The organism is Photobacterium sp. GSS17 (assembly GCF_028621875.1).
In the GTDB taxonomy this organism is placed as follows: Bacteria; Pseudomonadota; Gammaproteobacteria; order Enterobacterales; family Vibrionaceae; genus Photobacterium; species Photobacterium ganghwense.
Map to the genome: position 1 here is coordinate 1,853,809 of NZ_CP117517.1, position 26,083 is coordinate 1,879,891.

Here is a 26,083-nt window from a genome sequence, read left to right on the forward strand (position 1 = left end):
ACAGATGCTATTCCCCGCACAAAACACACACTTGCTTGTATGGGGATACAGACATGGACAGACTGCAACACCTCGCCAAACTGAAAGAGCAATTCAAACAACTGCGCGTAACGACCGTTAAGCCGAAGAACACAAACAAGCAACTGCCGAAAGGCTGTGCTGACTTCCGTTACAGCCGCACCTTCCAGATTCAAGCCCGCCGCGCCGTACTGGCAAAAGGGGGTGTTGCATGAAACTGCATGACCTGAAAATCAAAACCGAATACCTAAAAGCCATTCTCGATGGCGATAAAACGTTTGAGATTCGAAAGAATGACCGTGATTTCAAGGTGGGTGATCGTGTCCGTTTAAATGATGGAAAACGCTACCTGGTTATTCGAATCAAATACATCACCGATTTTGCCCAGCAAGACGGCTATGTCGTTTTCTCTTTCGATTGGATTTCAGGAGGTGCGCTATGAACACCTTAACTCAGTTCCCCAAGCGAGTGACCAAAGCCCCTTCGGGGGCGGCGGTTTCTTTCATGCCGCTGCATGAGGTTTCTATTCCGCTGGATAAATCTGTCACCGCTGAATACATGGCAAATCACGCCCGCCAGGAGTTTTTCCGTTCACTGAGCATTGCCAAGGACATGCGCCGCAAAGGTGATCATGAAGGGGCGGCGTTCTTTCTATCGGATGCTGCCGAGTTTCGCCGTATCTTTGCCGCGTTTCGTCAGGCTGTCACTGTGATGGGTGGCCTGTAATGAACATGAACCTTTACCAACTTCTGAAAAATGATATTCGCGCCAGCATCCAACTGGCGCGCAGTTACCGTCTGGCCGGTGAACGTCGCCTGGCTGTTCAATTCCTCAATGATGCAGCGGAAAGCCGTCGAGAACTGTTAGAGGTAACGCAATGATCGTCACATCAGCACCCTGCGCCGCATTCGGTAAGGTCGTATGGCCTGGGAATATCCTTCAAGTATTCGTTGCCCCCCAAAGAGCAGATATTGAAAACGTTGAGGGGTTTGAGCTTATCACTCAGGAACAAGCACATGACTTAGTTACAAATCATGGAGCGCACCTCGTCATGCTTCCTGGCAGTTTTTGCTTTTTGCAAGGTATTGTCGATGCTCTCAAATAACGATCTCTTATTCGTGGCGGGTGCCGTTCAGCCCGCTGACCGAACCAAAAAGAATTTAGCCAGCTATGAAGCTGGTTTTTTAGGTTCCAAAAACCAGAAAAGCAACCATTTGCATAACCTCAATGAGCTGAATGTGTTCTTTGCTCGTGAGCAGGTTAAGCACGCGGCGGCACAACCGAAGATTGACGCTGAACACCTCCGCGAAGCGGCGGCACGCAGTGCCGAAAACAATAGGCTTGTCCAAGGGCGCAAAAGTCCGACACACCCACAACAGGCCAGTTTAAACCGCCTGATGGCGCAGCAGCGCAAGCTAGAAACGCGTGATGACGAACTGGGTAGCTCCGAGGCTTACTACAACCATGACACGCTGTACGGGCTGACAGAAGCCGGAAACCGTGCCCGCGTTCTGCCGCCAAAAGGCAAATCCAAGGTGGCCGAGCCGACTATCACGCCAAACGTGGTTCGCCTGATGAAACGCGACTGGTCAGGGCAGCGCAAAATCCAGTATTACACCCAGACGCCGAGCAGTGCCGCGCCGGATGCGCAGCAGGGTGAGCGTTTCACCGAAAAACTGACGAAACGCGCCGTCAGCAAAATCTTTGAGGCGGGTGCCTACGTGGCAACCTGTCACGGCGGTTTCTGCACTTTCCTGACCCTGACATTCAGCCAGGCCGAGCGCGCCCGCATTTTCTCCAGCATGGTCGAGGCCGATGACGTGAACGGCGACCACACACCGGTATTAATTACCCGCAACATGGCCGAGTGTGTCCCGCACATTGCCGGTGCCTATTGCTACATCGACACCACCGCCGACGACCCAGCGGCCACCGTCGATATTCTGGAAGATGGCACGGTCAAGGTGATGAATGCCGACGGCGTGATAGCCGGAGCCTACACGCCGACGTTTCTGAAACCGGAAAAGCTGTTCACCATCACCAAAACCGCCGAAACCACCATCGGCAAAGAGGTGTCCCGATTCCTTGATGGCGCAAAAAAGATGTACCAGCGCGGCTGGGTAGCCAACCACACGCAGGAAATCGACGCCGACTCCGGAGCCAAGTATTCCCAACTGACCGAAAAACGCATACCTGGTCACAGCAAGCCGAGTGAGTTCGGTCCCACTCGTGAAGCCGCCGATTTCCATTACATCTGGGTGGCGGAGTGTCCGGCCAATGACGATGGCGAGCCAAACCCGCATGTTCACGTTCTGCTGAATTGGGCGGTACCACAAAACCTGTTTTCAGCCTGGGCGCTGCGCCTCGAAAATCTGTGGGGCAAAGGGTTCGCGCACCTGGAGCGCATCAAAAAACCGATGGCCGCCGGCAGTTACATCATCAAGGCCGTGGGCTATGCCGCCAAAGGCGATAACGCCGACCAAGGGCTGATTCGTGGCAACCGCTACAACATCGCCCGATGCAGCCGCGCTCCGGCGTGGGAATGTATCGCCAGTTTTCAGGCCGACAACATGGCCGCGATCATCAAAGAGTGCGGCTACCGGTTAGAGCAATGGCGCAAGCCCATTAACCGCCGCCTCAAGCGACTGGAAAAACAGCTAGACCAAACCATTAAGGCGAAAGCCATAGCGAAACAAGCCAAACAGGACGAGCAGGCCATCAACAAGCTGACCGCCCGCATTATCCGGCTTGAGAACCAAATGCGGGCAACCCGCAAGGCGATAAAAAGCCGTGAGGTGCACGCCAGTACCAAAAACGTATTTTGCATGGCATTTGACGGCGAGCAGGCCGAACAAAAAGCCTTTGATTTTCTGCTGTGGGCTGCCGGTGCGCGGGGCTGGGGCATGACCCTGGTTGACGACGAAACCGCGCTGGCCGACAGCGTCACCGAAGCCAGAGCCGTCGCCCAATCGGAATACGCAGGCCAATACCTGCGCCACTTAGACCGAAGGGCGTACTGGCAAAGCGTGTTTAGAGACCCACTTGCTCCACCAAGGGAACCGACTGACCGCGAGATTGCCAGCGCAATGGCAGCCCGCGAGCACTACGAACAATGGCAATTAGCAGCGTAAAAGGAAAGGCAATGGACAAACTGAACCAAATTACTGAACAACTACAGGGCGAAGTCGATAAGGCGGCGCGCAACCCGTTCGCCAGCAAAGTGATGACACCGCTGCGCCTGGTACTGGTCTGGATGAACGGCGTTAACGAAAAACTGAGCGAGTTGGAGCAAGGGGGCAAACATGGCTGATGTGATGCCGGTGCGCACCTCGACCAACCCAGTCGAAGGCATTAACCGTTGTGAGTGCGGCAGCGTCCGCACCATTCATCGCGCCCGCGGCAAGCGGGCGAAATTCCTGTATTCGATTTGCGATAGCTGCGGCACCAACCAGCAGACCGGCCAATACTGGCAGGAAAAATTCAACGTCCATTACGCCACGCTGGCAGACCTGCACCAAGCCGAACAAGCCAGTCAGACTGTGGTTTGTGACGCGGTCACGGAACCCGAACCGGAGCCACAACCGGAACCGATTCAAACCGAATCAGTCTCCGTGCCGGAGCCGCAACAAACTGAACCGGAAACCGATACCGAGCCGAAGCCTGGCGCATGGAAAGCCATTCTGGCAGGCATCATTTTGGGCGGTCTGACCGGCGGCCTGATTACCCGCATCTAACCACAAGGAAACCCGATGGAAACCGAAAACACACCGGTAAACGATACCGAACTGGAAACCGTACAAGGCCACACCGAGCAGGAAGAAAAAGCGTTCATCAACAGCCTGGATGATGACTTTGACCCGACGATGGCGACCACCGATACCAAGCAAGCCGACATTGAACTGGAAGCGGCGGCTGGGATGATCTTCGTGGGACTGATGACCATTGAACAAATGATGAAGGGCATGGTGCATACGCGGTTCAATTTTGACCCTGAACAGTCCGAAAAAGTGGCCTACAAAGTGGCACCGCTCATCGTCAAATACGGCGGCAACCCGCCACCGTGGATGGCGAAATACATGGACGAAATCATGGCCGTGGCCGCCATCGGTATGTTGAGCCTGTCCAGCTACATGCAGGTTCGCCAGCTCAAGGCAGAAGACCTAGCCGCTGCCCGCCGCGAGCAGGCCAAACGGGCAGCAGAAGCCGCCAACGATGATTACAGTCAGGAGGTGGCGTGAAACTCCAACCCGTTAACCAAAACAACGCACTGAGTAACCATCATGCGTATGCGGTCGGGATGTCAGGTTGCGGCAAAACGTCCGCAGCCAAAAAGCTGTTTATCAAGCCGACAGACCAGGTCGCCATCTTTGACCCGCTCAACGACTACGAGGGCGAAATCGCCGGGCGTAAGGTGCGCAGTTACAGCAGCCTGAAAGCCTTTGCCGCTGCGCTCATTGCTGGCCGCAAAACCACGCAGGGATTTAAAATTGCCTATGCCCCTAAACACGAAACCACCGAGGCGGATTTCGACAAGTTCTGCATGGTGGTTTGGGGCATGGGTGACGGCAAGCACAAAAAACCGCTCAAGGTGATTTGCGAAGAAGTGGCCGAGCATTCCAACACCGCAGGCAAGGCAACCGGCTACCACGGCAAGATTCTGAGGCTAGGGCGCAAATTCGGTCTGCACTCCATCAACATGTTCCAACGCGGGCAGGAAGTCTCGAAAACCATTATCGACAACTGCCAGTTCGCCTGCGTAATGATGCAGAAAGCGGAAGATAGTGCGTATTACCTGCAACGCAAGACAGGGATTCCGGCGGAAGAGATCACGGAATTGGAGATACTGGAGTATATATTGCAAGATGGGAAAGCCTGGAAAACTGGGAAATTATCTTGGAATTAAGAACGGGGCAGCCATCGTCAACTACACTTAAGATTGTACGCCTATCAGCGATAGTATACTTCTTGGTTCCATCGTGACGTTTGTCACATTCTCCGGGCTCATTAACTTAAATGTATAGTGGGCTTTTTTTTGCTTTAAAATCAGCCCACTAACAATTTGTTGTTATTATTGTCTTCGTCAGTAATCTACCTATAATACAGCATCATAAATAATTACATCCGTAACAATTAGAAACTATGAGCAGGAAGCCTTGCTTACATCTGGAAGATTTCAACAAGCTTGATGATTTTCTCGATTCCACCAATCTTTTCATCATCTCAGCTCTAAACCTCTCCCTTGAAAGAGCCTACACGACCATAGCGGATACCGAGCGTATTGATTACTGCGACTTTCTAAAAATGACTATGAGAGAGCAATTCCAATGGCTCCTGTCTGTGTCTGACGGTCGTGAAGAAGAACTGAAAAGATTTATCCTGAGAAAGTTTTATCAAATCTTGAACTGACAGCATAAATACCTCCAAAGGATAGTCTTACTGACTACACTCAAAGTGTCCTAAGAGGTGTCCTCGAAGTATCCTTTGTTCATTCGATGTTCCTAATAATTGTGACATATTGCACATAGTCAACAGCCCGCAAGCCTATAGGTTTAGCGGGCTTTTTTTCGTTTGCCTAAAAACCAAATCGCTTGCTTTTCTGTTGGGGCATTTCAACGAATCAGATGATTCATTACCAACAGAGAGCAAACGATATGAGTGCAAAAACCAAAGGCTATGTGATCACCGGTGTTGCGTTACTGGTCGCCGCTGGCGTGGTCTGGGCGTCAAACAACGTTGACGCCGTTGAAGACGCGATCGGCTAAGGGGGCGAGAGCATGGAATTACTCGCCACTCCGTTCGCACCGCGTCCGAAAGAGCTAGACCCTGTCGAGGGCGTGGGCTGGGGCAACCGTGCCTCACTGCGCCTGATTTCTGGTCCTACCTATCACAGCATTGAGCTGGTCACAGACATTACCGACCCGAAAGACATTGAACGTGTTGAGGTGTCGCTGAACGGTTCGCCGAAAGTGAACGTGACCGCTGAAACGCTGGTGAAGCTGCAAGCCCACCGCAAAAACTACGCCCAGCCAGGGCGCTATGTGATTTCGTTTGGTGATCCAACGCTGCGCACCAAAGTCGGTGTGCGCCAGACTGACCTTGTCACGTTGCAGGGTGAAATCTGGTTTGTGTATATCACCCTGAAATCCAAACCGGCGGGCACGGCCACGCCGTCCATCCGTGCCCGTGCGCATGTATTGCCAGCACAGGCCACGCGCTACTACATGCCGCGCATTTACGAGCTGACCTGGTTTGCCTCGGCAACTGGCCGCACGCCGTTCGACTTTGCCGAGCGCAGCCCGGCGCTGAACCTCAAGCGCATTCACTTCCTTGACGATTCGGTAGAGCGTGTCCGCGTGCTGCGTGACACCTACGAAGAGCTGAACGTGACCAAAGCGGATAACGCGTTCGACCTGGCGCAATCGAAGAAAGAGCAGAACCAGGGCTGGTTTAGCCTCGATTTCATCCGTTACGGCTTTGGTGCCGATGGCATGCTGAACACGGCAGCCCGCAGCCAGCTGGCGTTCGAGCTGGATAAATCGCAGGTCGGCAGCGTGCAGGTCATTGTTGAAGCCGTGCAGCAGGTGAACCCGCTACCAACCAAGGCATAAGGGGGCGGCATGAACGATTTACTGGACAACCTGGGGGAATCCCTCGGGGGTATCTGGGATTCAGCCGTGGAAGGTGGCAACAGCTGGGTGGATGCTTGGTTTAACAACGAGGCCGAAAAGGTCTCGTCTGCCGCACCGGAAGAAAACCGAGTGCCAGACCGTCAGCAACCAGCCCAGCAACCAAACGGCCAGCCTATCTGGTACGGCCTGACCACCAACCAGACCTTAATGGTCGCGGGCGGCGGGGCGCTGGTTCTGATGCTGTTTATGTTTCTGATGCTGCGGGGCAAGTAATGCGTTTTGAGTTTATCCGGCCAACTGCGCCGAACTTCAAACCTCAGATGCAAGCACTACGTCCGGCCTTTGATGGTTCGGACATGCCCCGAGCAGAACTGGAAGACGTAACTGGCATGGTACGTCGGCGGGAGGCCGATTTGTACCGGCTGACCGGCGAAGGGATTCAGCTGTGGCTGGTCGGGCGCGTGATGGATGAAACCTATCACATTGTCGCGGTGACCGGCCGCGGTCTGAGCAAGGCAACAGAGCACATTATTCAACGGGTGAAGGCGTGCGGATATTGCGCCATCACCTATCACACTTATCGACCGGGAATGCGCCGCATTCTGAACCGTTTCGGCTTTGAGCAAGTTGAGCTGGTCAGAGAGTTTGACGGCAAACAGGAAACCATTCACCGGCTAACGATAGCGAGGGTAAATGGGACAGAGCAGTAAACGTACCCGTCAACAGCCCAGTGGCGGGAAAGCTGGCAAGCAACGACCAGCATCAGGGCAGAAACCGGCTACCGCAGGCAGTCAACCTGCCCGCAAGTCTGGCGGCAGCAGTAAAGGAAAAGCAGGGCGCGCAGCCCCGCAACCGGCAAGCAACTCACTGCGTGGCAACCTGCACCGGATGAAACAGCAAACCAAGCAGATGAAGCGCCAACCGGCATTCCGCAATAACCGCCGTGAAGACCTGGGCGAGATTCGCCAGACCGGCGCAGCGGGTTTCGTGCCGCGCATCAGCAAGCGATAAGGGGGAGCCATGCCGTTATTGTTTTGGCCGCTACTGGCCGGAACCGTTGGCTATGTCAGCGGGCTGTTTACCGGTGAGAAGGTGGGGCAAACGCTCCGCATTCTGATTGCGGTGGTTATGGGGCTGTGGCTGTTTGACATCGTCTGGGGGAAAAACAAGTGATCCATATTCCAGGCTTATCCAACAGTGGCTCGATGCCCATCAACGCCGGAGGACCAAGTGCGGTCAGTGGCGATGAAGAAGTCAATTTCACTGGCGGTTCGGTGAATTTCGGGGGAAGCACGCCGACCTGGCTATTACTGATTCTTGTCCTCGGCATGTTCTGGTTTTTTGTGAAAGGGAAATAGGGATATGCAATTTCTAGTAATGCGGCCTGAACATCCCGACTATCCGCGCCAGGTGGCGCGGCTGGCCGCGGCGTTCACGGCCACCGATGCGCCGACCGACGAATACACGCTGATGTGTCAACGGCTGGATGACGGCACGTTGAGCCTGTACCACGTCACCGGTGACAGCCTGGATTTGTCGATTGTCGGTGAAGTGATTGATGACAGCTATTTTGTGTGGGCGGTCGCAGGCAAAGGGTTTCGCACTGGCGTGACGGAACTCATCAAACGGGTGAAAGGCGCGGGGTTCAAGTCAGTAACGTGTGCCACGGCCAAGCCTGGCATTCGCCGGATGTACCGTTATTTCCGCGACCTGAAACTGACCGAAACCGAGCAACTGAACAACGGGTGCTTGTGCACCTGGCACGAGTTGGAGGTGTAGATGGGAAGCAGGTCTAAAAAGTCATCCAATACCACCAACGTCAACGGCACCAACGGGATTGACGGCGACAACCTTGGCGTCGCCATTTCCGGTGTTAACGGCTCCAACATCAACGTCAACATGACCGACCACGGCGCGATTGCGCGGGCGTCGGAAATGGGCGAGCTGGCGATCACCGCTAACACCCAGATGGCGCGGGATGCGCTCGACAGTAACACCGATGTGTCAAAGGCGGCGCTGCGGATGGGGAGCGAAACCGTTGACCGGGCGCTGGATTTCGGCTTGGAGGCGTTGAGCTTCGGCAACGATGCGATGGACCAGGCGTTTGCCTTCGGCGAATCGGCACTGGATTACAACAGCCAGGTGTCGATGCAGGCCATCAATGATGTGAGCAATGCGCACCATGAAAACCTGCAAATGATCGCAGGGCTGGCCGGAAACCAGGCATCACAGAACAGTGAAAATCTGGCGGCGCTGAAAGACCTGGCAGCCATGAACAGCGACGGCGGGCAGGTGGCGACCACCAAGCAGATGACCATCATGGTCGGCCTGGTGTTCTTCTTCCTTGCCATGATGACCATCTTCAAGAAGGGCAAATAATGTTTCATCAAATCATGCAGCCCCGCCAGCGCCAGCAGTTTCAGGCGGTCGGCGAGTTCCTGTATATCGAAGCCTGTCCCGATGCGGTGCAGATTTCCACCGAGCGTGGCGATTACCGTTTAAAGCAGGGGGCGCAGATTATCGACCCGCGCCTGACCGGTCGTGTCACGGTGGAGAACATGGGCGAGGCGGGCACCGTCATTATCGTGTGCGGCTATGGGCGCTATATCCCGCCGTCTGACGGCCAGCAAGTCGCCGTCACGCAAATGCCGACAGTGACCCTGTCACCGAACCAGCAGGTCAACATCGGTCTGTTGCCTAAGGTGGCACTGGTTGACGGCCAACCCGTCGTTATCAGCAAGCTGCCGAAGGTACAACTGGACGCAAACCAGGCGGTGACAGTGGCTCAGCTACCGGCCATCGAGTTGGCCGCCGGACAAAAGCTGGCGGTGTCCAGCCTGCCGGAAATCACCCTGGCACCGGAGCAGACAGTGCGGGTGTCCAGTGACAAGCCATTGGAAACCGCGCCGGTTGTCGCGGCCTCACTGGCGGGCAGCCTGCTGACCATCACTACCGGCACGGCGCAGCAGGCGGCGAACCCATTACGTTGTCACGTTTTACTGAAAGCCAGCCCAGCCAATACGCAGCCGGTCACACTGGCTGACGGCTGGGAGCTGGCCGCCGGTGAGCAACTGAAACTTGAAACCACCGCCGCGCTGGCGTTTGCCGGTGCCGACGGTGACACCATTCAGATTATCGAGGTACTTCGATGACAGGAAAGACACTGCGCGATTTGCTGCCCGCAGGCAGCCCCCGCAACAAGATTGAGTTTCTGGCCGACGAACTGCAACACGGCCTTGAACTGCTCGGCCAGCTGGGCAAAGCCCGCATGACCAACTACGTGAAAAATCCGGCGTTCCTCGACAGTGCCAGCAACAAGGCACAGGAAACCAAGTTCACCGGCGTCTACCTGCCAGGCTCACGCGTAGGCAGTCCCAACCAGAACGCGGGCACCTTTGCTGATGGCTGGCACTTCGAGCAGAGCGGCGCGGCGTTAGACCAGGCGATAAACACCGCGTTCGGGGTTCACCGCAACCTGTATTTTGCGCCGTTTTTAGCGTCGGTGCCGTTCAAAGCCCATGACATCTGGGTGGCGGCCAAAAACTGCAAGGGCACCATTTACCAACAGTTGAACCTGCCGAAAACAGACAGCTACTACAAGGCGCACGCCATTTTTGCCGCAGTGGACGGCATGACGGTGACACTCGGTTTTCGCAGTGCCGATACGTCCACCATGGGCGGTATGCGCAGTGATACCAGCCAGGTCACAACGGGCGGTATGTATGGACCAGCACCAAGCACCGGCTACAACGTGAAAGTGTTGGAGTCCGAGGTTTTCAGGCATCACGGCTCTGACCAGCGCGATACGTTTGTGTGCCTTGAAATCATGTCCAACCCAGGCGAAAGCAACAGCCTGATGCTGCTGGGAATGCAGGTGATTGAAGTGGACAAGGACGGCAAGCCGGTCGAAAACGGGATCATCAATATGGACTCGGACGGCTACGGCCATCTGCGTTTTAACGAGCTGATTGAGTTTGTCTGTAATGACACCGCCGTCGCCGGAAACCGCTTTACCTTCAAACCGAAAAAGCCCGGTTCGCCATTGCATTGCCCGCTGGGTATCCATCAGCACGCGACCTACACCAATTTGTATTTCTGGGGCGGCGTCAATGGCGTGACCGACGGGGATGTGGACTCAACCGGCAAACTGGATGACGGTATTACCGTGACAGATTTTAACGGTGACGCCGTCACAATTGAGCTATCACAGGCCAATGCAGACCTGGTGCGCAACTGCGGCGGGATGCAGGTTTATCTGCGTTACACCCAGACCCCGATGCGACGGGGGCTGTACACATGAAAATCGCCGTGTTTGCAGGAGCCACGCTGGGCGCTGCGGCATGGCTGATTTACCGCGGGCTTTCCCAACCGCCCGCCGTTACCAACATTCCCAACCAGGGCAACACGAATGCCGATGCCGGTGCCATCAACACCGGCACGGATTCGGGCATGTCATGGACTGGCATTATTGAAGGAGCAACAGACGTGATTGATACCAGTCAGCCACGCGGTATCCGCAACAAAAACCCGCTGAACATCGAGTACAGCACCCGTAACAAATGGCGCGGCCAGGTCGGCAGCGACGGACGTTTTTCCATTTTCGAGCATGACAAGTGGGGATTCCGAGCTGCCGCCCGTATCTTGCGCAGCTACCAGAAACGCGGCATCAACACGATTCACAGCATCGTCCACACGTTCGCACCGAGCCACGAAAACAACAGCAACCATTACGCCAACATGGTCGCCAAGTGGACGGGCTACGGCAAAAATGACCGGCTGGACATGAACGACGACCACACAGCCACCGAAATTATCAAGGCAATGGCACGGATGGAAGTCGGCAAAAAGTACAGCTATCACGAAGTCATGGAAGGAGTCGCACTGGCATGACCAAGAAAAGCATCGCTATTCAAATCGGCATCAGCGTCGCGGGCATGGTCGCAGGCGCATACACCATCAAGTTTTTGCGTAAACAGGGGTTGCTATGATTAATCTGAAAGAAACCAGCACCAAAACCGGCTTGCTACTACTGGGTAGCGTGGCCGCCGGACTCATCACCGGCAACAGCGAGTTAGTCCAGGTCACTATCGGTGAGAACGGCGCGCAAATTGGCGGCCTGATTCCGACCATCGCGGCGGCACTCATCGGCCTGTTTGACACGGTTCGCAAAGAGCAAGGCTAGGGGGCTTGTATGGGAGAGCTCATCAAGCTGTTTGCAGAGTTGGGGGTCACGCCTCCAACTCTCATCATGTGTTATCTGCTGTTCCGCACGGTCAAAGCCCATGAATCGGTGTTGGGCGAACTAAAGGAAATGCTGCAATTGCATGAGAAGCGCATTATGAAACTAGAGTGGCGGGTAACACCGAATCAAGAGCCATAAAAAAGCCCCCGAGACGGGGGCTATTGGAACAAAAGTGACACGGTATCATCCCAAGAGCAATCAGTTGAGAACTGCATGCCCCTTAAAATTAGCACAACATCTTAAGTTATTCCTGCCACTCAGCCGCCTATGATAACTGTCTCTTATAATTGTGAAATTCCTATATGGAATAGTATTTGGCTGCTAACATCAAGTTAACGAAGCAACAGCAAGGATGCCAAATGCCAATCAAACTCGACACCGTGTCAACAAGTCCCAGGCAATTACTCAAAAAGGCGAAACGGCTTGATGGTAAAGGTGTACCGCTTAACGAACTGATGCCATCCGGATTTATTCAAAAGCATTCCAAGTTTGACAGTCTTGATAGTTTGATGAAAGCCAGTGGCTTTAACGTTCAAACTGAGGCAGACTTCAAGGCCATTCCCGCCGAAGAGTGGAACCAGTTCATTGCCCTCAATACTAATTTTGATTCGTGGCATGACATGCTCTCTGAAGCGGGACGGCTCTATATTCACAGGCAACTATTCACATAGTGATATAGCGTGAGGGTTTATCTTGGGTTTTCAGTCAGATTTTGAAGCGTACTTCTCACCGGAGTTCATTCAATCTTGCTCTAGATTCAGCGACTTTCCATCGCTTATTGAAGGGTCAGGCTACATCTTGGATGACTGCCGGTTCTCATTCGAAGCGTGGGATTTATACATACAAGTGAACACGGATTATGACTCCTGGGATGATTTTAAGTGTGCAGCAATAGAACATTGGTGCAGGCTTAATAGCAGCACAGAAGAAGAACGACTGTTCCCAGCCGATTTCAAATGATAAAGCCCGCAACCGCGGGCTTTCTTATGTCCATAAGGTTAGGGTGATGCTGACCGGGCTGCACGTTTAGCCTGGGCTTTCCTGACAGCTTTTTTCTTCTCTTTGGTAACGGTTTGCTGTTGGGGCTGTGTCATGCGGCGGCCACCACGAAATGGCAACGGCGTGACCACGTTAGAGCGTACCGGCACATAATCCAACTCATACATACGCTTAAGGGCATGATACTCATCAAACCGCAGCGCCCACGAATCCAACTCTTTGGGACTGAACACGCGACCTTCGGGGGTGATGATAATGCAGCGTTCCTCATCAACCCGAAATCCCGTCCAGCGGGTATCATCCGGCAGGTAGCCACGGGCACGGATAAGCAGCAGTTTTTCCGCCATTGGATTCACGTCGATTTTGCCAGACAGCCAACGTTTGACGGTGACAGGCCGAACATGAAACCACGCGGCGGCTTGCTCGATAGAATCAAAATGTCGCCAAAACAGCTTCACAAACGATTCATGCAGCATGATGAACCTCTCAAATTTAAATCGTTCTTCTAAGTTTTTTTCTATTAATAACTAGGGGTTCAATCGGTGGGTGCTATCAAAACGCCGATTTACAGCAAGAAATGACAACAGCCGCAAAACATCCTTGTTATTGAGCGCAGGAATCTACCGAGTGCGCGCCACAAGAAAAACCCTGAGATATTCATTTAAACAACTGTTTCCAAAGACTTTTTATCGACCAAAAGCAACGGTATCGGTACTGACACATTAAATGTTAAAAACAGACATCCCAGTGCGCATTATGTATATTATGTTAAATGAAGTGTTTGTGAACAGGAGTATCGCCAAATTCTGATATCACTTTAACTCTTCTCTCCCCCTTAGCTTTAGTCCACCGAGCTAAGTCTGCCCGGTATTTAACAGTATTGAGTATTTACCATAAAATAGGTAATTAACACCTATTTTAAGTACTACGGCAAATCGTTCGATTGCTATGTACTTAAAATTTGCGTTAATTACCTAGGCTTGGCAAATGCCAAGCCTTATCTAGTTTTTAATAATATAGCTTCAACACTGAGCAGATAATGACGTGATAGTTTGATACCTTGCCAAAACCATTTCCAAGTCTTTGGCAATGATCGGCTTTGGTATAAAATCATTCATTCCGGCCCGTAAATATTCTTCCTGATCGGCCTGCATCACATTTGCTGTCAGCGCGATAATTGGCGTAATAATTCCGCTGTCTCGTAAAGCCTTTGTGGCCTGGATACCATCCATAACCGGCATAGAAATATCCATAAGGATAAGATCGAACTCTGCCAAGCTTAGCGGATCCATATCAACCACCTGCTGGCCATTACTGACAATAGTTACCTGGTGCCCGCGTTTCTCCAACATGAGCTTTGCAACCAATTGGTTTGTCGGGCTGTCTTCTGCTACCAGAATATTGAGCGGCACCAGAGATTGCTTATCTTGAGGCATGCACATTCGGTGTTTGTCATTTTGCGGTGACTCTTTCAATGGAATCGTAACCGTAAAACAACTGCCTTTTCCCGTAACACTACGCAGATTGATCTCACCTTGCATCTTTTGGATAAGATGCTGACTGATAGCCAATCCCAAACCGGTGCCGCCATATTTGCGGGTGATACTGCCATCAGCTTGGATAAACGGATTGAACAAAATTTTCTGCGCTTCTGGCGCAATACCAATACCGGTATCAGAGACTTCTATCTTTAACTGTTTGCCATCACGGTGAATATCTACGTTAACGGAACCTTCGTTGGTAAATTTAATGGCATTACCCACCAGGTTAAACAGAACCTGAGAGATTCGGTTTTTATCACCAACAATAGCATCTGGCACATCGGACTTAATCGTCGTATTAAATCGGATGTGTTTTTTTGTCGCCTGCTCCTGCAGTTGAGTGACTACCAGATCGACACAATCGCTGAGGCTCATTTTGTCGTAGTACAGCTCAAAACTGCCTGATTCAATACGAGATAAATCCAGAATGTCGTTAATGATGGTCAGTAGTAATTGCGCTGACTGATCCATCTGGTTTATCCAGGACATCTGCTTGTTGTCCAGACCGGAGCTGCCCAGCATATCCAACAAGCCCAACACCGCATTTAACGGCGTTCGAATCTCATGGCTCATCATGGCTAGAAACTGTGACTTGGCTTTATTGGCAGATTCCGCCTGTTGCCTTGCCTGCTGTAATTCAAAGATTTGCTGCTTGCGACTGGTAATATCTTTCGCAGTTCCCCGGAATCCAAGAAACGTACCCTGCTTGTTAAAAAATGGCGTGCCACTGATACTGAACCAAACAATTTGTCCATGGTCTTCGAATTGCCATTCTAGATCTTCAAAGGCTTCTTCTGCTTCAAGCTTCGCTTTGAGTTTTTCAGCAAAATCACCATGCTCCCCAAATGCACGCAACATATTCGAATGATCAATCGTGTGGTTGGCAAGATTAGGTGAAGATATATAAGTGAAGCGATAATCCGGGTCGATTTCCCAGAACCAATCCCCGACTGTTTTCGCAAAATCTTTGAATCGTTTTTGGCTGTGTGTCAGCTCTTGGGTTCGAGCGGTAACTAAAGATTGCAAACGTTCTCGATAATCAATATCTATAATGGCTCGCTCAAGCAAAGGGCGAAAACGCTCCAGAACACGCTGGCAGTCTGGAGAAAACTGACCTTTTTGCGAGTGGAAGAACATCAGCAAGGCGTCGCCCGAACTGACTTTTACTCCAATTAATAATACTGACTGACAGAAATACAGCATTTCATCAGGCAGGTCTTTAAATTCATAAACCTGCCGCGGCGCAAATAAGGCGATACTCGCCCCGTTCATAGAACGTGTAAACGTGTCGCCAACGGGCCAGATACTGGACTCAAAAAAACGACACGTTGTCACAAGTTCCTGTAACGGTGTCGTTTCATCTTCGCGAGTTAATACCAGCGCATGTTCAAACCCGATATATTTTCTCAGAACTGAAAGTAAACTATTGAATACCTGTCGCTTATTGTTCGCTCCGGCCATTGCGGCAATGCCTGACAAGATTGCGGTGTTTTCGTCTCGCAGCTGTTTTTCGCGCTCCCGACTGCGCATCAGATCAAGTAATGTTTCCTGTAGCTTTTCTGATTCGTAACTTGGCATCACTTAATCCTTGTGGAATAAAACAGCGGAAATCATCAGATTACCATGAGCATTTTCGCCGCCGGCAAATTGCCCTTGTTCACCCAAGGTAAACGGGCTGACAAATGGCGCATTCTGCATCGCCTTATTGACGTATTCCGCTACTTCTGCCATCCGATGCTGCACCCGTAACATGCAGCCAGCGCAGTAAATGGTGATACCACCAATAGGATGCAACTGGCTATTAGAATACAACTCGAAAGCGGAGCCCACGACACGACCGGCACGGGTAATTAATCGCTCTTCGGTCCCTTCCATAAAATACAACGTCTCTCCGGGAGTAATAGTCGCAAATAATTCAATCCCCCCCTGCTCTGTTATTCTTAGCGGATGTGCCAGTTTAAAATAAGGTAAATCGTGAATTTGCCCTGCAATGCGGCCCAGCGGGTTTAAGCTGCTGGCGAAATTAAATTGCTGTTCAATAAGTGCCTCGCCCAGCCATTCCTGATAAACCTCAACAGCAGGCCGACCATCAAGTTCAAGCAGTTCTCGACCGTTCACTCGAGTTGCAACGGCACTGGAGCCGGTGCTGGCGTAGCCGGAATGGAAAGAAAAACTAATTTTACACGATGGATAAAAGACGCAGATTCCGACACCATTTCTCGATTGCTGCTCCTGATTGAAGATCATCCAGTTGCCCTGAATGAAATTATCCGCTGCGCTACCTCCAATAATAGGAACAGAGGTTCCGAGTTCGTCTTCAATTCCTCGGATAATGTCTTCTTCTTCTCCTGGGCTGGCATGGAGCAGAATCATTGAGGGCATTTCGCCAAAACGCTGGCAATTGGCAATAGCTTTCAATAACGCTTGTCTCGCCATCTCATATTTGGATTGCGACGTCGCCACAATCGCACTGCCATATGCACCGTAATAATCGGAAATCGCCCACAATGCTACGCCTGCTCCACCGTGATAACCTTCATCGGTCATTACGCCCTGGCATGACGAACACCCCAGAATTTGTGCTTCAGGGAAAGCCGAATGCAGCGCTTCCTGAAACGGCGCAACTTCATAGCTTTCTGAAAAGTAAACCAGAATAAGCTTTGGGTTGATGATTTGCAGCTTTAATCGTGATATTGCCTCAGCTATCGCTGTGCGCGCATCATGACTGGAAGAAAAACTTGTGGCGATATCCATTTATGCAGCAGGTGTTGTTATTAACTAGTAACAATCATAGTCATTTTCTTTTTTTGATTCAGCAATATCTGTCGTTTTTTTGTGGTATATCATTAAAGATATCGTGTCTTTGACCGCTATTGATTGATGATTTCACTAAAGGGAGCATAAGGACATCATGAATAAAAAAGTGGTATTGGTCACCGGTGGCGCGAAAGGAATCGGCAAAGGAATAGCGACCTATTTATGTGAGCAAGCTGTCGTCATTATTGCAGACAACGATGAGGATGCCGGTTATCAATGCGTATCTGAAAATCCGTTATTGCGGTTTAAATGTGTAGACGTGACTTCAGAAGCTAGCGTCAAATCACTGATTCTCGAGATCATTCAACAGCACGGACAGCTTGACGCATTAATCAACAACGCCGCAATCAGCCATCCATATAATGCCCCTGTCGAAGAATTAGAGCTTGATGAATGGCACAGAGTACTTACGGTCAACCTGACCGCGCCACTGTTAATGGCAAAACATTGTACTCCACACCTTCGAAAACAACATGGGTCGGTAGTCAATATCAGTTCAACCCGCGCACTCCAGTCTGAGCCTAACACTGAAGCATACAGTGCTAGCAAAGGCGGGCTTGTTGCCCTGACCCACTCTTTGGCGGTCACGCTGGGTCCCGATATCCGGGTTAATTGTATCTCTCCGGGCTGGATTGATGTCAGCCATGCCCCGTTACGCGATATCGATCATCACCAGCACCCTGTCGGCCATGTCGGTCAACCTGATGATGTTGCCTCAATGGTGAAATATTTGATCTCAGAAGAAGCAAGATTCATTACAGGACAAAATTTTATCATTGACGGCGGTATGACACGGAAAATGATCTATCAGGATTGATGACAGAACGCTGATTAGAAGTGAAGGTGATACAACCTGTCCCGTTTTGATGCAGATCAATTTATTAAACACTACAAAAAAAGGGGTTGGCAGACCAACCCCCTTCAATTTACAAAATAAGCATTTAACTCATTAATTTTGCTTATTTTTTAACAGTAAAAACACCAGAGATAGTTTCACTGCCTGTATTGAGCTTTATCACCCATTCCATTTCAGCGTGGGTACACTCAGGAACAGTAAACCTGCCTACCCATCCATCAGCTTGTTTTTCAAACACAACCGGGATAGAGCCCATATACATGCTTAGCCCTTCAACAACCGCATTGGGTTTAACATCAGTGTTACCAACTTGTAGGAATAATTCACTGTTAGCAACCGCAGGAAATGGACTTAACGATATGTTATAAGCACCTTCACCATTCAATTTAGTGCATTCCTCTGCCATCAGTTGGCAGCTGTTTTCCAGTTGATCTGATGGTTGGGTTGGCTCGTAGGTGATTGTTCTCCATACAAATGCAGTAATCAGTACTGCCATTAGAAAGAGAATTTGAATCAATCTGCCTTTTGTCAGTTTTTCTGCTGCCATGATTTATCGCACTTCTCGTGTTACAGAGGTCAAAGTTTTCACATAAATGTTGCTTAACCGTAAAGGATGTGTGGGCTTGACTCTGTCATTCATATTTTAAAACCAGTAGTATATGGCACTGAAAATGCCACTTTTACAACAAAATAGCAATTTAATTGCTCTGGTGTTCAAAAAAGCATCGCGGTAGTTTTTTGCTTTTGGGTGGCATTGCGACAACTTGTTGTTCGCACAAGGAAAGAGAGTGTAGTTGAAAATTAAAATTGGAAGCATGCAACATGAGCCAAGTAAAGCAGCTTGAACAAAACTACAACTATACGGTCGTTCGTCAATTCACCATAGCCACCATACTATGGGGAATCGTCGGAATGGGCGTAGGTGTATTGATTGCCGCTCAGCTGGTGTGGCCGGCGCTAAACTTCGATACCCCTTGGTTGACATACAGCCGTCTGCGTCCACTGCATACCAACGCAGTGATCTTCGCATTTGGTACCAGTGCCCTGTTTGCTACGTCTTACTACGTAGTACAGCGTACATGTCAAACTCGGTTGTTCGGCGGTAAATTAGCGTCATTCACCTTCTGGGGTTGGCAAGCCGTTATCCTGTCAGCAGCGATTTCACTGCCGCTGGGATATACAACCAGTAAAGAATACGCTGAACTGGAATGGCCGATTGACATTTTGATTGCTGTGGTATGGGTTGCCTATGCAATTGTGTTCTTCGGTACCATGATTAAGCGTAGAACGTCACATATCTACGTGGCAAACTGGTTCTTCGGTGCCTTCATTCTTACAGTAGCAGTCCTGCACATTGTGAACAGTATGGCTATCCCGGTTTCTATGACTAAATCGTACTCGATTTACTCTGGTGCTGTGGATGCGATGGTTCAGTGGTGGTACGGACACAACGCGGTAGGTTTCCTGCTAACAGCCGGTTTTCTGGGTATGATGTACTACTTCGTACCTAAGCAAGCAGGCCGTCCGGTTTATTCTTACCGTCTGTCTATTGTTCACTTCTGGGCGCTGATTTCCCTTTATATCTGGGCTGGCCCTCACCACCTTCACTATACGGCCCTACCAGACTGGACTCAGTCTCTGGGGATGGTGATGTCATTGATCCTGTTCGCACCATCATGGGGTGGTATGATCAACGGTATCATGACGCTGTCTGGTGCATGGCACAAGCTGCGCTATGACCCTGTTCTGCGCTTCCTGGTTGTATCTCTGTCCTTCTACGGTATGTCAACGTTCGAAGGCCCGATGATGTCAATCAAGACGGTTAACGCCCTGTCTCACTACACAGACTGGACCATTGGTCACGTACACTCAGGCGCTCTGGGCTGGGTTGCCATGGTTTCAATCGGTTCTGTTTACCACCTGATTCCAAAACTGTTCGGTCAGGAACGTATGTACTCCGTCAAACTGGTCAACGTTCACTTCTGGCTGGCAACCATTGGTACAGTGCTATACATCGTAGCGATGTGGATCTCTGGTGTAATGCAAGGCCTGATGTGGCGTGCGGTAAATACCGACGGTACGCTGACTTACAGCTTCGTTGAGTCTCTGCAGGCTTCTTATCCGTTCTACTTTGTACGCTTCCTGGGTGGTGCAGTCTTCTTGTCTGGTATGCTTCTGATGGCATACAACGCATACAAGACTATTTCAGCCCCTAAAGAAAGCCTGAAAGTTACTGAACAACCAGCATAAGGAGAACCGACAATGGCAAGTAATCGTCATGAAATTGTAGAAAAAAATGTCGGCCTTCTAGCGATTCTTATCATCATTGCTATTAGCTTTGGTGCGCTGGTAGAAATCACGCCGCTTATTTACCAGGATCAGACCACTGAGCCTGTGAAGAACCTGCGCCCATACACGGCGCTGGAAATGGAAGGACGTGACATTTACATCCGTGAAGGTTGTAACGTCTGTCACAGCCAGATGGTTCGCCCTTTCCGCTCTGAAACTGAGCGTTATGGCCACTACTCTGTTGCTGGTGAAAGTGTTTGGGAACACCCATTCCTGTGGGGCTCCAAACGTACAGGTCCTGACCTGGCTCGAGTTGGCGGTCGTTACTCTGATGACTGGCACCGTGTTCACCTGCGCAACCCACGCGCCGTAGTACCTGAATCCAACATGCCGGGTTTCCCTTGGCTGGAGGAGAATGTGCTTGACGGTAAGCTAACGTCGAAAAAACTGGCGACTTTCCGCGATGTTTTCGGCGTACCTTACACCGACGAGCAAGTTGCTAATGCCGGCGACGCTGTTAAAGGCAAGACTGAGATGGACGCACTGATTGCTTACCTTCAGTCAATCGGTCACGCAATGAAATAAGGGGGCACCATGGAAATTGGAACCATTCATAGCATTTGGACAGTCATTCTGTTCGCGAGCTTTATTGGTATCGTCCTCTGGGCCTACAGTAAACGCCAAACATCCCGCTTCGAGGAAGCAGCAAACCTGGTGTTTGCTGACGAAGAAAAAGATTTGGCAACGCGTGAGAATGACAGGAGTTAGTACGCATGACGACGTTTTGGAGTCTATGGATAACAATCATCACGCTTGGCACCATTTTTGGTATTGCTGTCATCCTTTACTGGTGTAGCAAGGACAAAATGGGTGTTGAAGAAGGTGAAGATATGGGCCACGAATACGATGGTATTCGTGAAATCAACAACCCGTTGCCAAAATGGTGGTCCTACATGTTCTGGATCACTATCGCTTTCGGCTTGTCTTATCTGTTCCTTTTCCCTGGTCTTGGTAACTACAAAGGTTTCCTTGGCTGGCAGAGCTCAGATCAGACTGTTCGCTCGGTAGAAGAATCTAAGCTTGCTATCGCTCGTGCTCAGGAAGAAAAACGCCTGAACCAGTACGCGAAAGAGCTGGATGACGCTGAAGCGCGCTTTGGTGAAACGTTTAAAACACTGGCTTATGATGCTGAAGGTAAAACCCTGCGCCCGATTACGGAAATTGCAGGTGACTCTGAAGCAATCAAAGTGGGTCAGCGTTTGTTCCTGCAGAACTGTGCACAATGTCATGGCTCGGATGCCCGCGGTCAAAGCGGCTACCCTAACCTGACTGACAATGCATGGCTGTACGGTGGCGAAGCTGAAACAATCAAAACCACTATCATGCACGGCCGTCAGGGCGTGATGCCTGCGTGGATCGACACGTTGGGTGAAGATGGTGTGAAAGAAGTCGCAACTTACGTTCTGAGCCTGTCAGGCCGTAGCGTAAACGCCAAAGATGCAGCAGCAGGTAAACAACGCTTCGTTGTTTGTGCGGCATGTCACGGTACTGATGGTAAGGGTAACCCTGCCTTTGGTGCGCCTGACCTGACGGATAACACCTGGCTGTACGGCGGCTCTCGCCGCGCGGTTGAAGCAACGATCACTCACGGCCGTCACGGCGTGATGCCAGCATGGAAAGATATTCTGGGCGAAGAAAAAATCCAGCTTATCTCTGCCTATGTCTGGGGTCTGAGCAACGAAACCAGCAAATAATTCCGCCGATACACTCAGTTACATTTTATACATATTACTTGTAATAAAATCTGAGACTTAACGACTAGCCCCTGTTATTTTCAGGGGCTAATTCCATCTTAGCTTTAAAGGTAATCAATATGAGTAAGCCTTGGTATAAGCAGTTTTGGCCTTGGTTCATTTTCTCAATCCCTTTCATATCGATTGTCTATAGCCTGACAGCCGTCTACATCTTCTCTCAGAATAAAGTCGACTTAGTGGCAGAAGACTATTACAAGAAAGGCAAAGCCATAAATCAGGACCTCTCACGCCTACGTGTGGCTGATGCCCTCAACATAACCGCGAACATCGCCGTTGAAGGAAATGAAATTAATGTCAATTTCCAGAAAGGTGAACTGAAAGCGAACCCGAACTTGCGTGTGACTTTCACACACCGTACTCTATCAAACAAAGACTTCACTCAAATGGTCAGCGCCGATTTGTCCGGTAAATACCATTTTGAGGCTCCTGAAACCCTAGATGGGCCATGGTTTGTCGAAATCGAGCCTTTCGATGGCGACTGGATGTTGCAGGGACGCGTTAACCTACCAACGTCCGACCCGATTCCGCTGTACGGGCAGAACAAGGAATGACGAGTAATTGTTATCATTGTGGTGATCCTGTTCCTCAGGATTACCACCATCAAATTGAAATCCTGGGCGAACTTCGTGATATGTGCTGCCCGGGTTGTGAAGCGGTCGCTCAGACTATTGTCGACAGCGGCCTGACCTCCTACTACGAATACCGCACCACCCCGGCTGAAAAAGCGGATCTCGTACCTCAACAACTCCAATCCCTGCTTCTTTACGACCACGATGAAATTCAGCAGGAATTTGTACGTGAGAACGAGAATTTCAAGGAAGCCGCTCTGTCTCTCGACGGTGTGTCCTGTGCTGCCTGTGCCTGGTTGATCGAAAAGCAGCTGACTCGTGAAGACGGTGTCCAGAATATTCGCGTGAACACCACCACACACCGCGCCCTGCTAACTTGGGATCCGGAAAAAACCAAACTCAGCCACTTATTAGGCGTCATCCACAAATTGGGGTATAAAGCGGCGCCATTTGAAGCTGATGCTCAAGAGCAGCAATATCATCGCACCATGAAAGGCTATTTGTACCGGTTAGGCATTGCCGGTATCGCCACCATGCAGGTGATGATGTTGGCCGTCGCACTGTATTTTGAAATTTTTGGTGACCTTGATGCCGAATTCAAAAACTACCTGCGCTGGGTCAGCCTGATTTTTGCCACCCCGGTTCTGCTTTATTCAGCCCTGCCGTTTTACCTCAATGCTTGGCGTAATCTGAGAGCCCGAACTCTTGGCATGGATGTACCGGTTTCAATTGCCTTGCTCTTTGCATATGTCGCCAGCCTGTATGCAACGGTGGCGCAAAAAGGTGAAGTCTTTTTTGAATCGATCTCCATGTTCACCTTCTTCCTGCTGCTGGGACGTTTCCTTGAAATGCGCGCCCGACGACAAGCCGCCGCCGCCAGTGCCAATCTTCTCAAACTGGTGCCAACCATGGCGACATTGGAAGATGGCAGTCAGGTAGCCGCGAAAACACTAAAAGTCGGTGACGTTGTCACTGTTCTGCCAGGTGAAAGCCTGCCTGCAGATGGAGAGATCATTCGGGGTAGTACCGCCATTGACGAATCAATGCTGACTGGTGAGCCAATGCCGGTGCCACGCTCAGCCGGTGATCTGGTTTATGCCGGAACGATCAATGGTGACGGGAACGTCACCTTGCGTGTCACGCAGGATCGTCAAAACTCCCTGATTTCGAACATTATCCGCCTTCAGGATGAAGCCCAAAGTACTAAGCCTAAAGTCGCTGAAATTGCTGACATTGTGGCTCGTTACTTTGTCGGGATTATCCTGATTATCGCGGCTGGCACCTGGCTGTTCTGGCATCAGCACAAACCGGAAGATGCGCTTTGGATCACTCTGGCTGTTCTGGTTGCGACCTGCCCATGTGCCCTGTCTTTGGCCACACCGACTGCCCTGACCTGCGCAACATCGCGTCTGGGTCGGATGGGAATGCTTTTACGTCGTGGTCATGTGTTAGAAACCCTGTGCAACGTGAACCAGTTAGTGATCGATAAAACAGGCACCCTGACAGAAGGTAATGTCCGATTGGTTGAAACTCGCTTGTTTGCGTCAAACCTGACTGAACAAGAGGTACTCACAACGGCGGCCGAGTTAGAACGTTTTGCCAATCACCCTATTGCCCGTGCATTTGTTGGACACCGACTGGAAGTGCCGCAGTTCAGTGATGTGGAGAACATTATTGGTAGTGGCTTGAAAGGTTCTGACCAGGGACGGGAATGGCGAATCGGTAAAGCTGAGTTTGTGCTGGAGCGTGTCGCTGCCGAACACCAACCTGCTGCTGAACAGCTGGAACAGTACCAGGTTTGGCTCAGCCGTGATGACATCTGTATCGCCGCGTTCAAGCTGGATGACCCTATTCGGGAAGACAGCCCTGAGCTGATTCAGCAGTTTCAGGCGGCCGGTATCAATGTCACTATGCTGACCGGTGATAACTCTGCAAACGCTGCCAAAGTAGCAAAGGCGCTGGGAGTTGACCATCTGGTCGCGGGAGCCTCACCAGAGGGTAAACTGGACTATCTGCACAGTCTGGACCGTCAACAGGTTGCATTGATGGTCGGTGATGGCGTCAACGATGCTCCGGTTCTAGCAGGCGCTCACCTGTCTGTGGCCATGGGTGGCGGTACCGATGTAGCCAAGTCCTCTGCCGATATGGTATTACTGGGTGACCAACTTTCCCGAATTCTCCGTGCCAGAGCGCTTGCGCTGAAAACACGCAAGATTATTCGAGAAAACCTGGCATGGGCACTGGGCTACAACCTGGTTATCCTGCCTTTGGCTGTCGCGGGCCTTGTGGCACCGTATATAGCCGTTGCCGGCATGTCAGCCAGCTCAATCATCGTTGTCTCGAACTCTTTAAGGTTGCTAAAAGAAAATGGCTAGTCTGTATATCCTGATTCCCATCGCCATCATTTTTGTCTGCATCGCTGTCGGCATCTTTCTTTGGGCCGTCCGCAGTGAACAATTTGAGGATCTCGAACGTCAGGGCTACAACATTCTGTTTGATGAAAACGACAGCGAACAGAAAGTGAGCCAGCAACACAAACCGTCAAACGAGAAGTCGCGTGAACAGTGATTTTTACGCCGCTTTTGTGATTGGTCTGATGGGAGCCGGACACTGTCTGGGTATGTGCGGCGGCGTTGCTGCCGCCATTACACTCGGCATGCCCGGCAACCAGACAACCCGACGGTGGCCCTATCTGCTCTGCTATAACACAGGGCGGATTGTTTCCTACATGATTGCCGGCGCCATCATCGGAGGCGCTTTTGCCGGTATGGCCAGCTTTAGCGGTCACGCCATGGCACTGGTCAGCCTTCGTCTTGTCGCGGCATTGCTAATGATTCTGCTGGCGCTCTACATCGGTCAGTGGTGGTCGGGGGTCAGCAAACTGGAATACGCCGGTAAATGGTTATGGCGTTACGTGTCACCCCGCGCCAAATCGCTATTACCGCTGAAATCTCCCCTGGCTGCATTGCCGTTCGGCGCGCTGTGGGGCTGGCTTCCATGCGGATTGGTGTATTCCACTCTGAGTTGGTCAGCGGTTTCAGGCAGCGCCATCTCAGGTGCGGCTGTAATGCTGGCTTTTGGTCTTGGTACCTTGCCAGCAATGTTGGCAGTCGGTACGATGGCACAACAATTACAAAAGCTGTTACGCAACCTCTATTTCAGACGAGCAAGCGCCTTGCTGTTATTGATATATGGGGTTCATACTGGTTATATCGCAATCAAACAAATTATGTAGTGTTTTTTAACTCTCGTCATAATGATTCATATTGTGTTAAAATATTGACCTACATCAAATTGGTTAGACAGGCT

Annotated in this window: 37 protein-coding genes; 33 read left to right on the plus strand and 4 right to left on the minus strand. The window is 51.0% G+C overall.

From position 1 onward, the window contains the following. Positions 1–53: 53 nt before the first annotated feature. The 24 genes from PGW97_RS08325 (at position 54) to PGW97_RS08440 (ending at position 12,560) form a co-directional block, all read left to right on the plus strand. Positions 54–233, plus strand: a complete 180-nt coding sequence (locus PGW97_RS08325) for a hypothetical protein (protein WP_047886726.1) — start codon at positions 54–56, stop codon at positions 231–233. Then, on the plus strand, positions 230–460 hold the full coding sequence (locus tag PGW97_RS08330) for a DUF3850 domain-containing protein (RefSeq protein WP_273857055.1): 231 nt from the start codon (positions 230–232) through the stop codon (positions 458–460). Before PGW97_RS08325 ends, PGW97_RS08330 begins: the two co-directional genes overlap by 4 nt. Next, positions 457–744, plus strand: coding sequence for a hypothetical protein (locus PGW97_RS08335; RefSeq protein ID WP_273857057.1), 288 nt, complete (start codon positions 457–459; stop codon positions 742–744). Before PGW97_RS08330 ends, PGW97_RS08335 begins: the two co-directional genes overlap by 4 nt. After that, the gene (locus tag PGW97_RS08340; RefSeq protein ID WP_273857058.1) at positions 744–899 is read left to right on the plus strand and encodes a hypothetical protein; all 156 of its coding nucleotides are present in this window, start codon (positions 744–746) and stop codon (positions 897–899) included. The genes PGW97_RS08335 and PGW97_RS08340 overlap by 1 nt, the downstream gene beginning before the upstream one ends. Further along, positions 896–1,123, plus strand: a complete 228-nt coding sequence (locus tag PGW97_RS08345; RefSeq protein WP_273857059.1) for a hypothetical protein — start codon at positions 896–898, stop codon at positions 1,121–1,123. The genes PGW97_RS08340 and PGW97_RS08345 overlap by 4 nt, the downstream gene beginning before the upstream one ends. After that, positions 1,110–3,149: a hypothetical protein gene (locus tag PGW97_RS08350; RefSeq protein ID WP_273857060.1), complete on the plus strand. Its 2,040-nt coding sequence runs from the start codon at positions 1,110–1,112 to the stop codon at positions 3,147–3,149. The genes PGW97_RS08345 and PGW97_RS08350 overlap by 14 nt, the downstream gene beginning before the upstream one ends. A gap of 11 nt (positions 3,150–3,160) precedes the next feature. Then, positions 3,161–3,328: a hypothetical protein gene (locus tag PGW97_RS08355; RefSeq protein ID WP_169776011.1), complete on the plus strand. Its 168-nt coding sequence runs from the start codon at positions 3,161–3,163 to the stop codon at positions 3,326–3,328. After that, complete coding sequence (locus PGW97_RS08360) at positions 3,321–3,752, plus strand: hypothetical protein (protein ID WP_273857061.1); 432 nt, start codon at positions 3,321–3,323, stop codon at positions 3,750–3,752. Before PGW97_RS08355 ends, PGW97_RS08360 begins: the two co-directional genes overlap by 8 nt. Positions 3,753–3,767: 15 nt before the next feature. Beyond that, a complete protein-coding gene (locus tag PGW97_RS08365) occupies positions 3,768–4,256 on the plus strand; it encodes a hypothetical protein (protein ID WP_273857062.1) in 489 nt (162 codons plus the stop codon). 59 nt (positions 4,257–4,315) lie between these two features. Next, the gene (locus tag PGW97_RS08370) at positions 4,316–4,921 is read left to right on the plus strand and encodes an ATP-binding protein (RefSeq protein WP_273859647.1); all 606 of its coding nucleotides are present in this window, start codon (positions 4,316–4,318) and stop codon (positions 4,919–4,921) included. Between the two features lie 871 nt (positions 4,922–5,792). Further along, positions 5,793–6,626 (plus strand): major capsid protein P2, encoded by an 834-nt coding sequence (locus tag PGW97_RS08375; protein ID WP_273857063.1) that lies wholly within the window; start codon positions 5,793–5,795, stop codon positions 6,624–6,626. Positions 6,627–6,635: 9 nt separating this feature from the next. Further along, the gene (locus PGW97_RS08380) at positions 6,636–6,920 is read left to right on the plus strand and encodes a hypothetical protein (RefSeq protein ID WP_107193949.1); all 285 of its coding nucleotides are present in this window, start codon (positions 6,636–6,638) and stop codon (positions 6,918–6,920) included. Then, the gene (locus PGW97_RS08385) at positions 6,920–7,357 is read left to right on the plus strand and encodes a hypothetical protein (RefSeq protein ID WP_217394377.1); all 438 of its coding nucleotides are present in this window, start codon (positions 6,920–6,922) and stop codon (positions 7,355–7,357) included. The genes PGW97_RS08380 and PGW97_RS08385 overlap by 1 nt, the downstream gene beginning before the upstream one ends. Next, positions 7,341–7,658: a hypothetical protein gene (locus tag PGW97_RS08390; RefSeq protein WP_047887894.1), complete on the plus strand. Its 318-nt coding sequence runs from the start codon at positions 7,341–7,343 to the stop codon at positions 7,656–7,658. The genes PGW97_RS08385 and PGW97_RS08390 overlap by 17 nt, the downstream gene beginning before the upstream one ends. A 9-nt stretch (positions 7,659–7,667) precedes the next feature. Next, the gene (locus tag PGW97_RS08395; RefSeq protein ID WP_207104203.1) at positions 7,668–7,820 is read left to right on the plus strand and encodes a hypothetical protein; all 153 of its coding nucleotides are present in this window, start codon (positions 7,668–7,670) and stop codon (positions 7,818–7,820) included. Further along, the gene (locus tag PGW97_RS08400) at positions 7,817–8,005 is read left to right on the plus strand and encodes a hypothetical protein (RefSeq protein ID WP_107193945.1); all 189 of its coding nucleotides are present in this window, start codon (positions 7,817–7,819) and stop codon (positions 8,003–8,005) included. The genes PGW97_RS08395 and PGW97_RS08400 overlap by 4 nt, the downstream gene beginning before the upstream one ends. A gap of 4 nt (positions 8,006–8,009) precedes the next feature. Further along, positions 8,010–8,426 (plus strand): hypothetical protein, encoded by a 417-nt coding sequence (locus tag PGW97_RS08405; protein WP_217394371.1) that lies wholly within the window; start codon positions 8,010–8,012, stop codon positions 8,424–8,426. Next, a complete protein-coding gene (locus PGW97_RS08410; protein WP_273857065.1) occupies positions 8,427–9,026 on the plus strand; it encodes a chemotaxis protein in 600 nt (199 codons plus the stop codon). After that, positions 9,026–9,799 carry a hypothetical protein gene (locus PGW97_RS08415; protein WP_273857066.1) on the plus strand — a complete coding sequence of 258 codons (774 nt, stop codon included), beginning with the start codon at positions 9,026–9,028 and terminating at the stop codon, positions 9,797–9,799. Before PGW97_RS08410 ends, PGW97_RS08415 begins: the two co-directional genes overlap by 1 nt. After that, on the plus strand, positions 9,796–10,947 hold the full coding sequence (locus tag PGW97_RS08420; RefSeq protein ID WP_273857067.1) for a hypothetical protein: 1,152 nt from the start codon (positions 9,796–9,798) through the stop codon (positions 10,945–10,947). The genes PGW97_RS08415 and PGW97_RS08420 overlap by 4 nt, the downstream gene beginning before the upstream one ends. Then, positions 10,944–11,537: a virion protein gene (locus PGW97_RS08425; RefSeq protein WP_273857068.1), complete on the plus strand. Its 594-nt coding sequence runs from the start codon at positions 10,944–10,946 to the stop codon at positions 11,535–11,537. Before PGW97_RS08420 ends, PGW97_RS08425 begins: the two co-directional genes overlap by 4 nt. Positions 11,538–11,631: 94 nt before the next feature. Further along, positions 11,632–11,829, plus strand: coding sequence for a hypothetical protein (locus tag PGW97_RS08430; RefSeq protein ID WP_047886634.1), 198 nt, complete (start codon positions 11,632–11,634; stop codon positions 11,827–11,829). A 9-nt stretch (positions 11,830–11,838) separates the two neighbouring features. Then, entirely contained in the window at positions 11,839–12,027 is a 189-nt protein-coding gene (locus PGW97_RS08435) for a hypothetical protein (protein WP_273857069.1), read from the plus strand. A gap of 221 nt (positions 12,028–12,248) precedes the next feature. Further along, entirely contained in the window at positions 12,249–12,560 is a 312-nt protein-coding gene (locus PGW97_RS08440) for a hypothetical protein (protein WP_273857070.1), read from the plus strand. Positions 12,561–12,887: 327 nt separating this feature from the next. Here the strand turns inward: PGW97_RS08440 and PGW97_RS08445 are convergent, their stop codons facing one another. The 3 genes from PGW97_RS08445 to PGW97_RS08455 all read right to left on the minus strand — a co-directional run bounded on the left by PGW97_RS08445 (position 12,888) and on the right by PGW97_RS08455 (position 17,183). Next, entirely contained in the window at positions 12,888–13,364 is a 477-nt protein-coding gene (locus tag PGW97_RS08445; protein WP_273857071.1) for a phage protein, read from the minus strand. Between the two features lie 546 nt (positions 13,365–13,910). Next, complete coding sequence (locus PGW97_RS08450; RefSeq protein WP_273857072.1) at positions 13,911–16,007, minus strand: hybrid sensor histidine kinase/response regulator; 2,097 nt, start codon at positions 16,005–16,007, stop codon at positions 13,911–13,913. A 3-nt stretch (positions 16,008–16,010) separates the two neighbouring features. Continuing rightward, positions 16,011–17,183: an FIST signal transduction protein gene (locus PGW97_RS08455; RefSeq protein ID WP_273857074.1), complete on the minus strand. Its 1,173-nt coding sequence runs from the start codon at positions 17,181–17,183 to the stop codon at positions 16,011–16,013. 157 nt (positions 17,184–17,340) lie between these two features. On the opposite strand from PGW97_RS08455, the gene PGW97_RS08460 reads away from it, so the two are divergent. Beyond that, positions 17,341–18,063 carry an SDR family oxidoreductase gene (locus tag PGW97_RS08460; RefSeq protein WP_273857076.1) on the plus strand — a complete coding sequence of 241 codons (723 nt, stop codon included), beginning with the start codon at positions 17,341–17,343 and terminating at the stop codon, positions 18,061–18,063. Positions 18,064–18,205: 142 nt separating this feature from the next. Here the strand turns inward: PGW97_RS08460 and PGW97_RS08465 are convergent, their stop codons facing one another. Next, positions 18,206–18,649 carry a hypothetical protein gene (locus PGW97_RS08465; RefSeq protein ID WP_047885439.1) on the minus strand — a complete coding sequence of 148 codons (444 nt, stop codon included), beginning with the start codon at positions 18,647–18,649 and terminating at the stop codon, positions 18,206–18,208. 275 nt (positions 18,650–18,924) lie between these two features. Between PGW97_RS08465 and ccoN the strand changes: the two genes are divergently transcribed. From ccoN to PGW97_RS08505, 8 genes are all read left to right on the plus strand, one after another. Continuing rightward, entirely contained in the window at positions 18,925–20,352 is a 1,428-nt protein-coding gene (gene ccoN / locus PGW97_RS08470; RefSeq protein ID WP_217391366.1) for a cytochrome-c oxidase, cbb3-type subunit I, read from the plus strand. Between the two features lie 12 nt (positions 20,353–20,364). Continuing rightward, the gene (ccoO, locus tag PGW97_RS08475; RefSeq protein WP_047885437.1) at positions 20,365–20,976 is read left to right on the plus strand and encodes a cytochrome-c oxidase, cbb3-type subunit II; all 612 of its coding nucleotides are present in this window, start codon (positions 20,365–20,367) and stop codon (positions 20,974–20,976) included. 9 nt (positions 20,977–20,985) lie between these two features. Further along, entirely contained in the window at positions 20,986–21,159 is a 174-nt protein-coding gene (locus PGW97_RS08480) for a cbb3-type cytochrome oxidase subunit 3 (protein ID WP_047885436.1), read from the plus strand. Between the two features lie 5 nt (positions 21,160–21,164). Further along, a complete protein-coding gene (gene ccoP / locus PGW97_RS08485; RefSeq protein WP_047885435.1) occupies positions 21,165–22,145 on the plus strand; it encodes a cytochrome-c oxidase, cbb3-type subunit III in 981 nt (326 codons plus the stop codon). 119 nt (positions 22,146–22,264) lie between these two features. Next, positions 22,265–22,756, plus strand: coding sequence for a FixH family protein (locus PGW97_RS08490; RefSeq protein WP_047885434.1), 492 nt, complete (start codon positions 22,265–22,267; stop codon positions 22,754–22,756). Next, the gene (locus tag PGW97_RS08495) at positions 22,753–25,149 is read left to right on the plus strand and encodes a heavy metal translocating P-type ATPase (protein WP_273857078.1); all 2,397 of its coding nucleotides are present in this window, start codon (positions 22,753–22,755) and stop codon (positions 25,147–25,149) included. The genes PGW97_RS08490 and PGW97_RS08495 overlap by 4 nt, the downstream gene beginning before the upstream one ends. Next, entirely contained in the window at positions 25,142–25,342 is a 201-nt protein-coding gene (gene ccoS / locus PGW97_RS08500) for a cbb3-type cytochrome oxidase assembly protein CcoS (protein ID WP_047885432.1), read from the plus strand. Before PGW97_RS08495 ends, ccoS begins: the two co-directional genes overlap by 8 nt. Then, the gene (locus PGW97_RS08505) at positions 25,332–26,009 is read left to right on the plus strand and encodes a sulfite exporter TauE/SafE family protein (protein WP_047885431.1); all 678 of its coding nucleotides are present in this window, start codon (positions 25,332–25,334) and stop codon (positions 26,007–26,009) included. Before ccoS ends, PGW97_RS08505 begins: the two co-directional genes overlap by 11 nt. Positions 26,010–26,083: the final 74 nt, after the last annotated feature.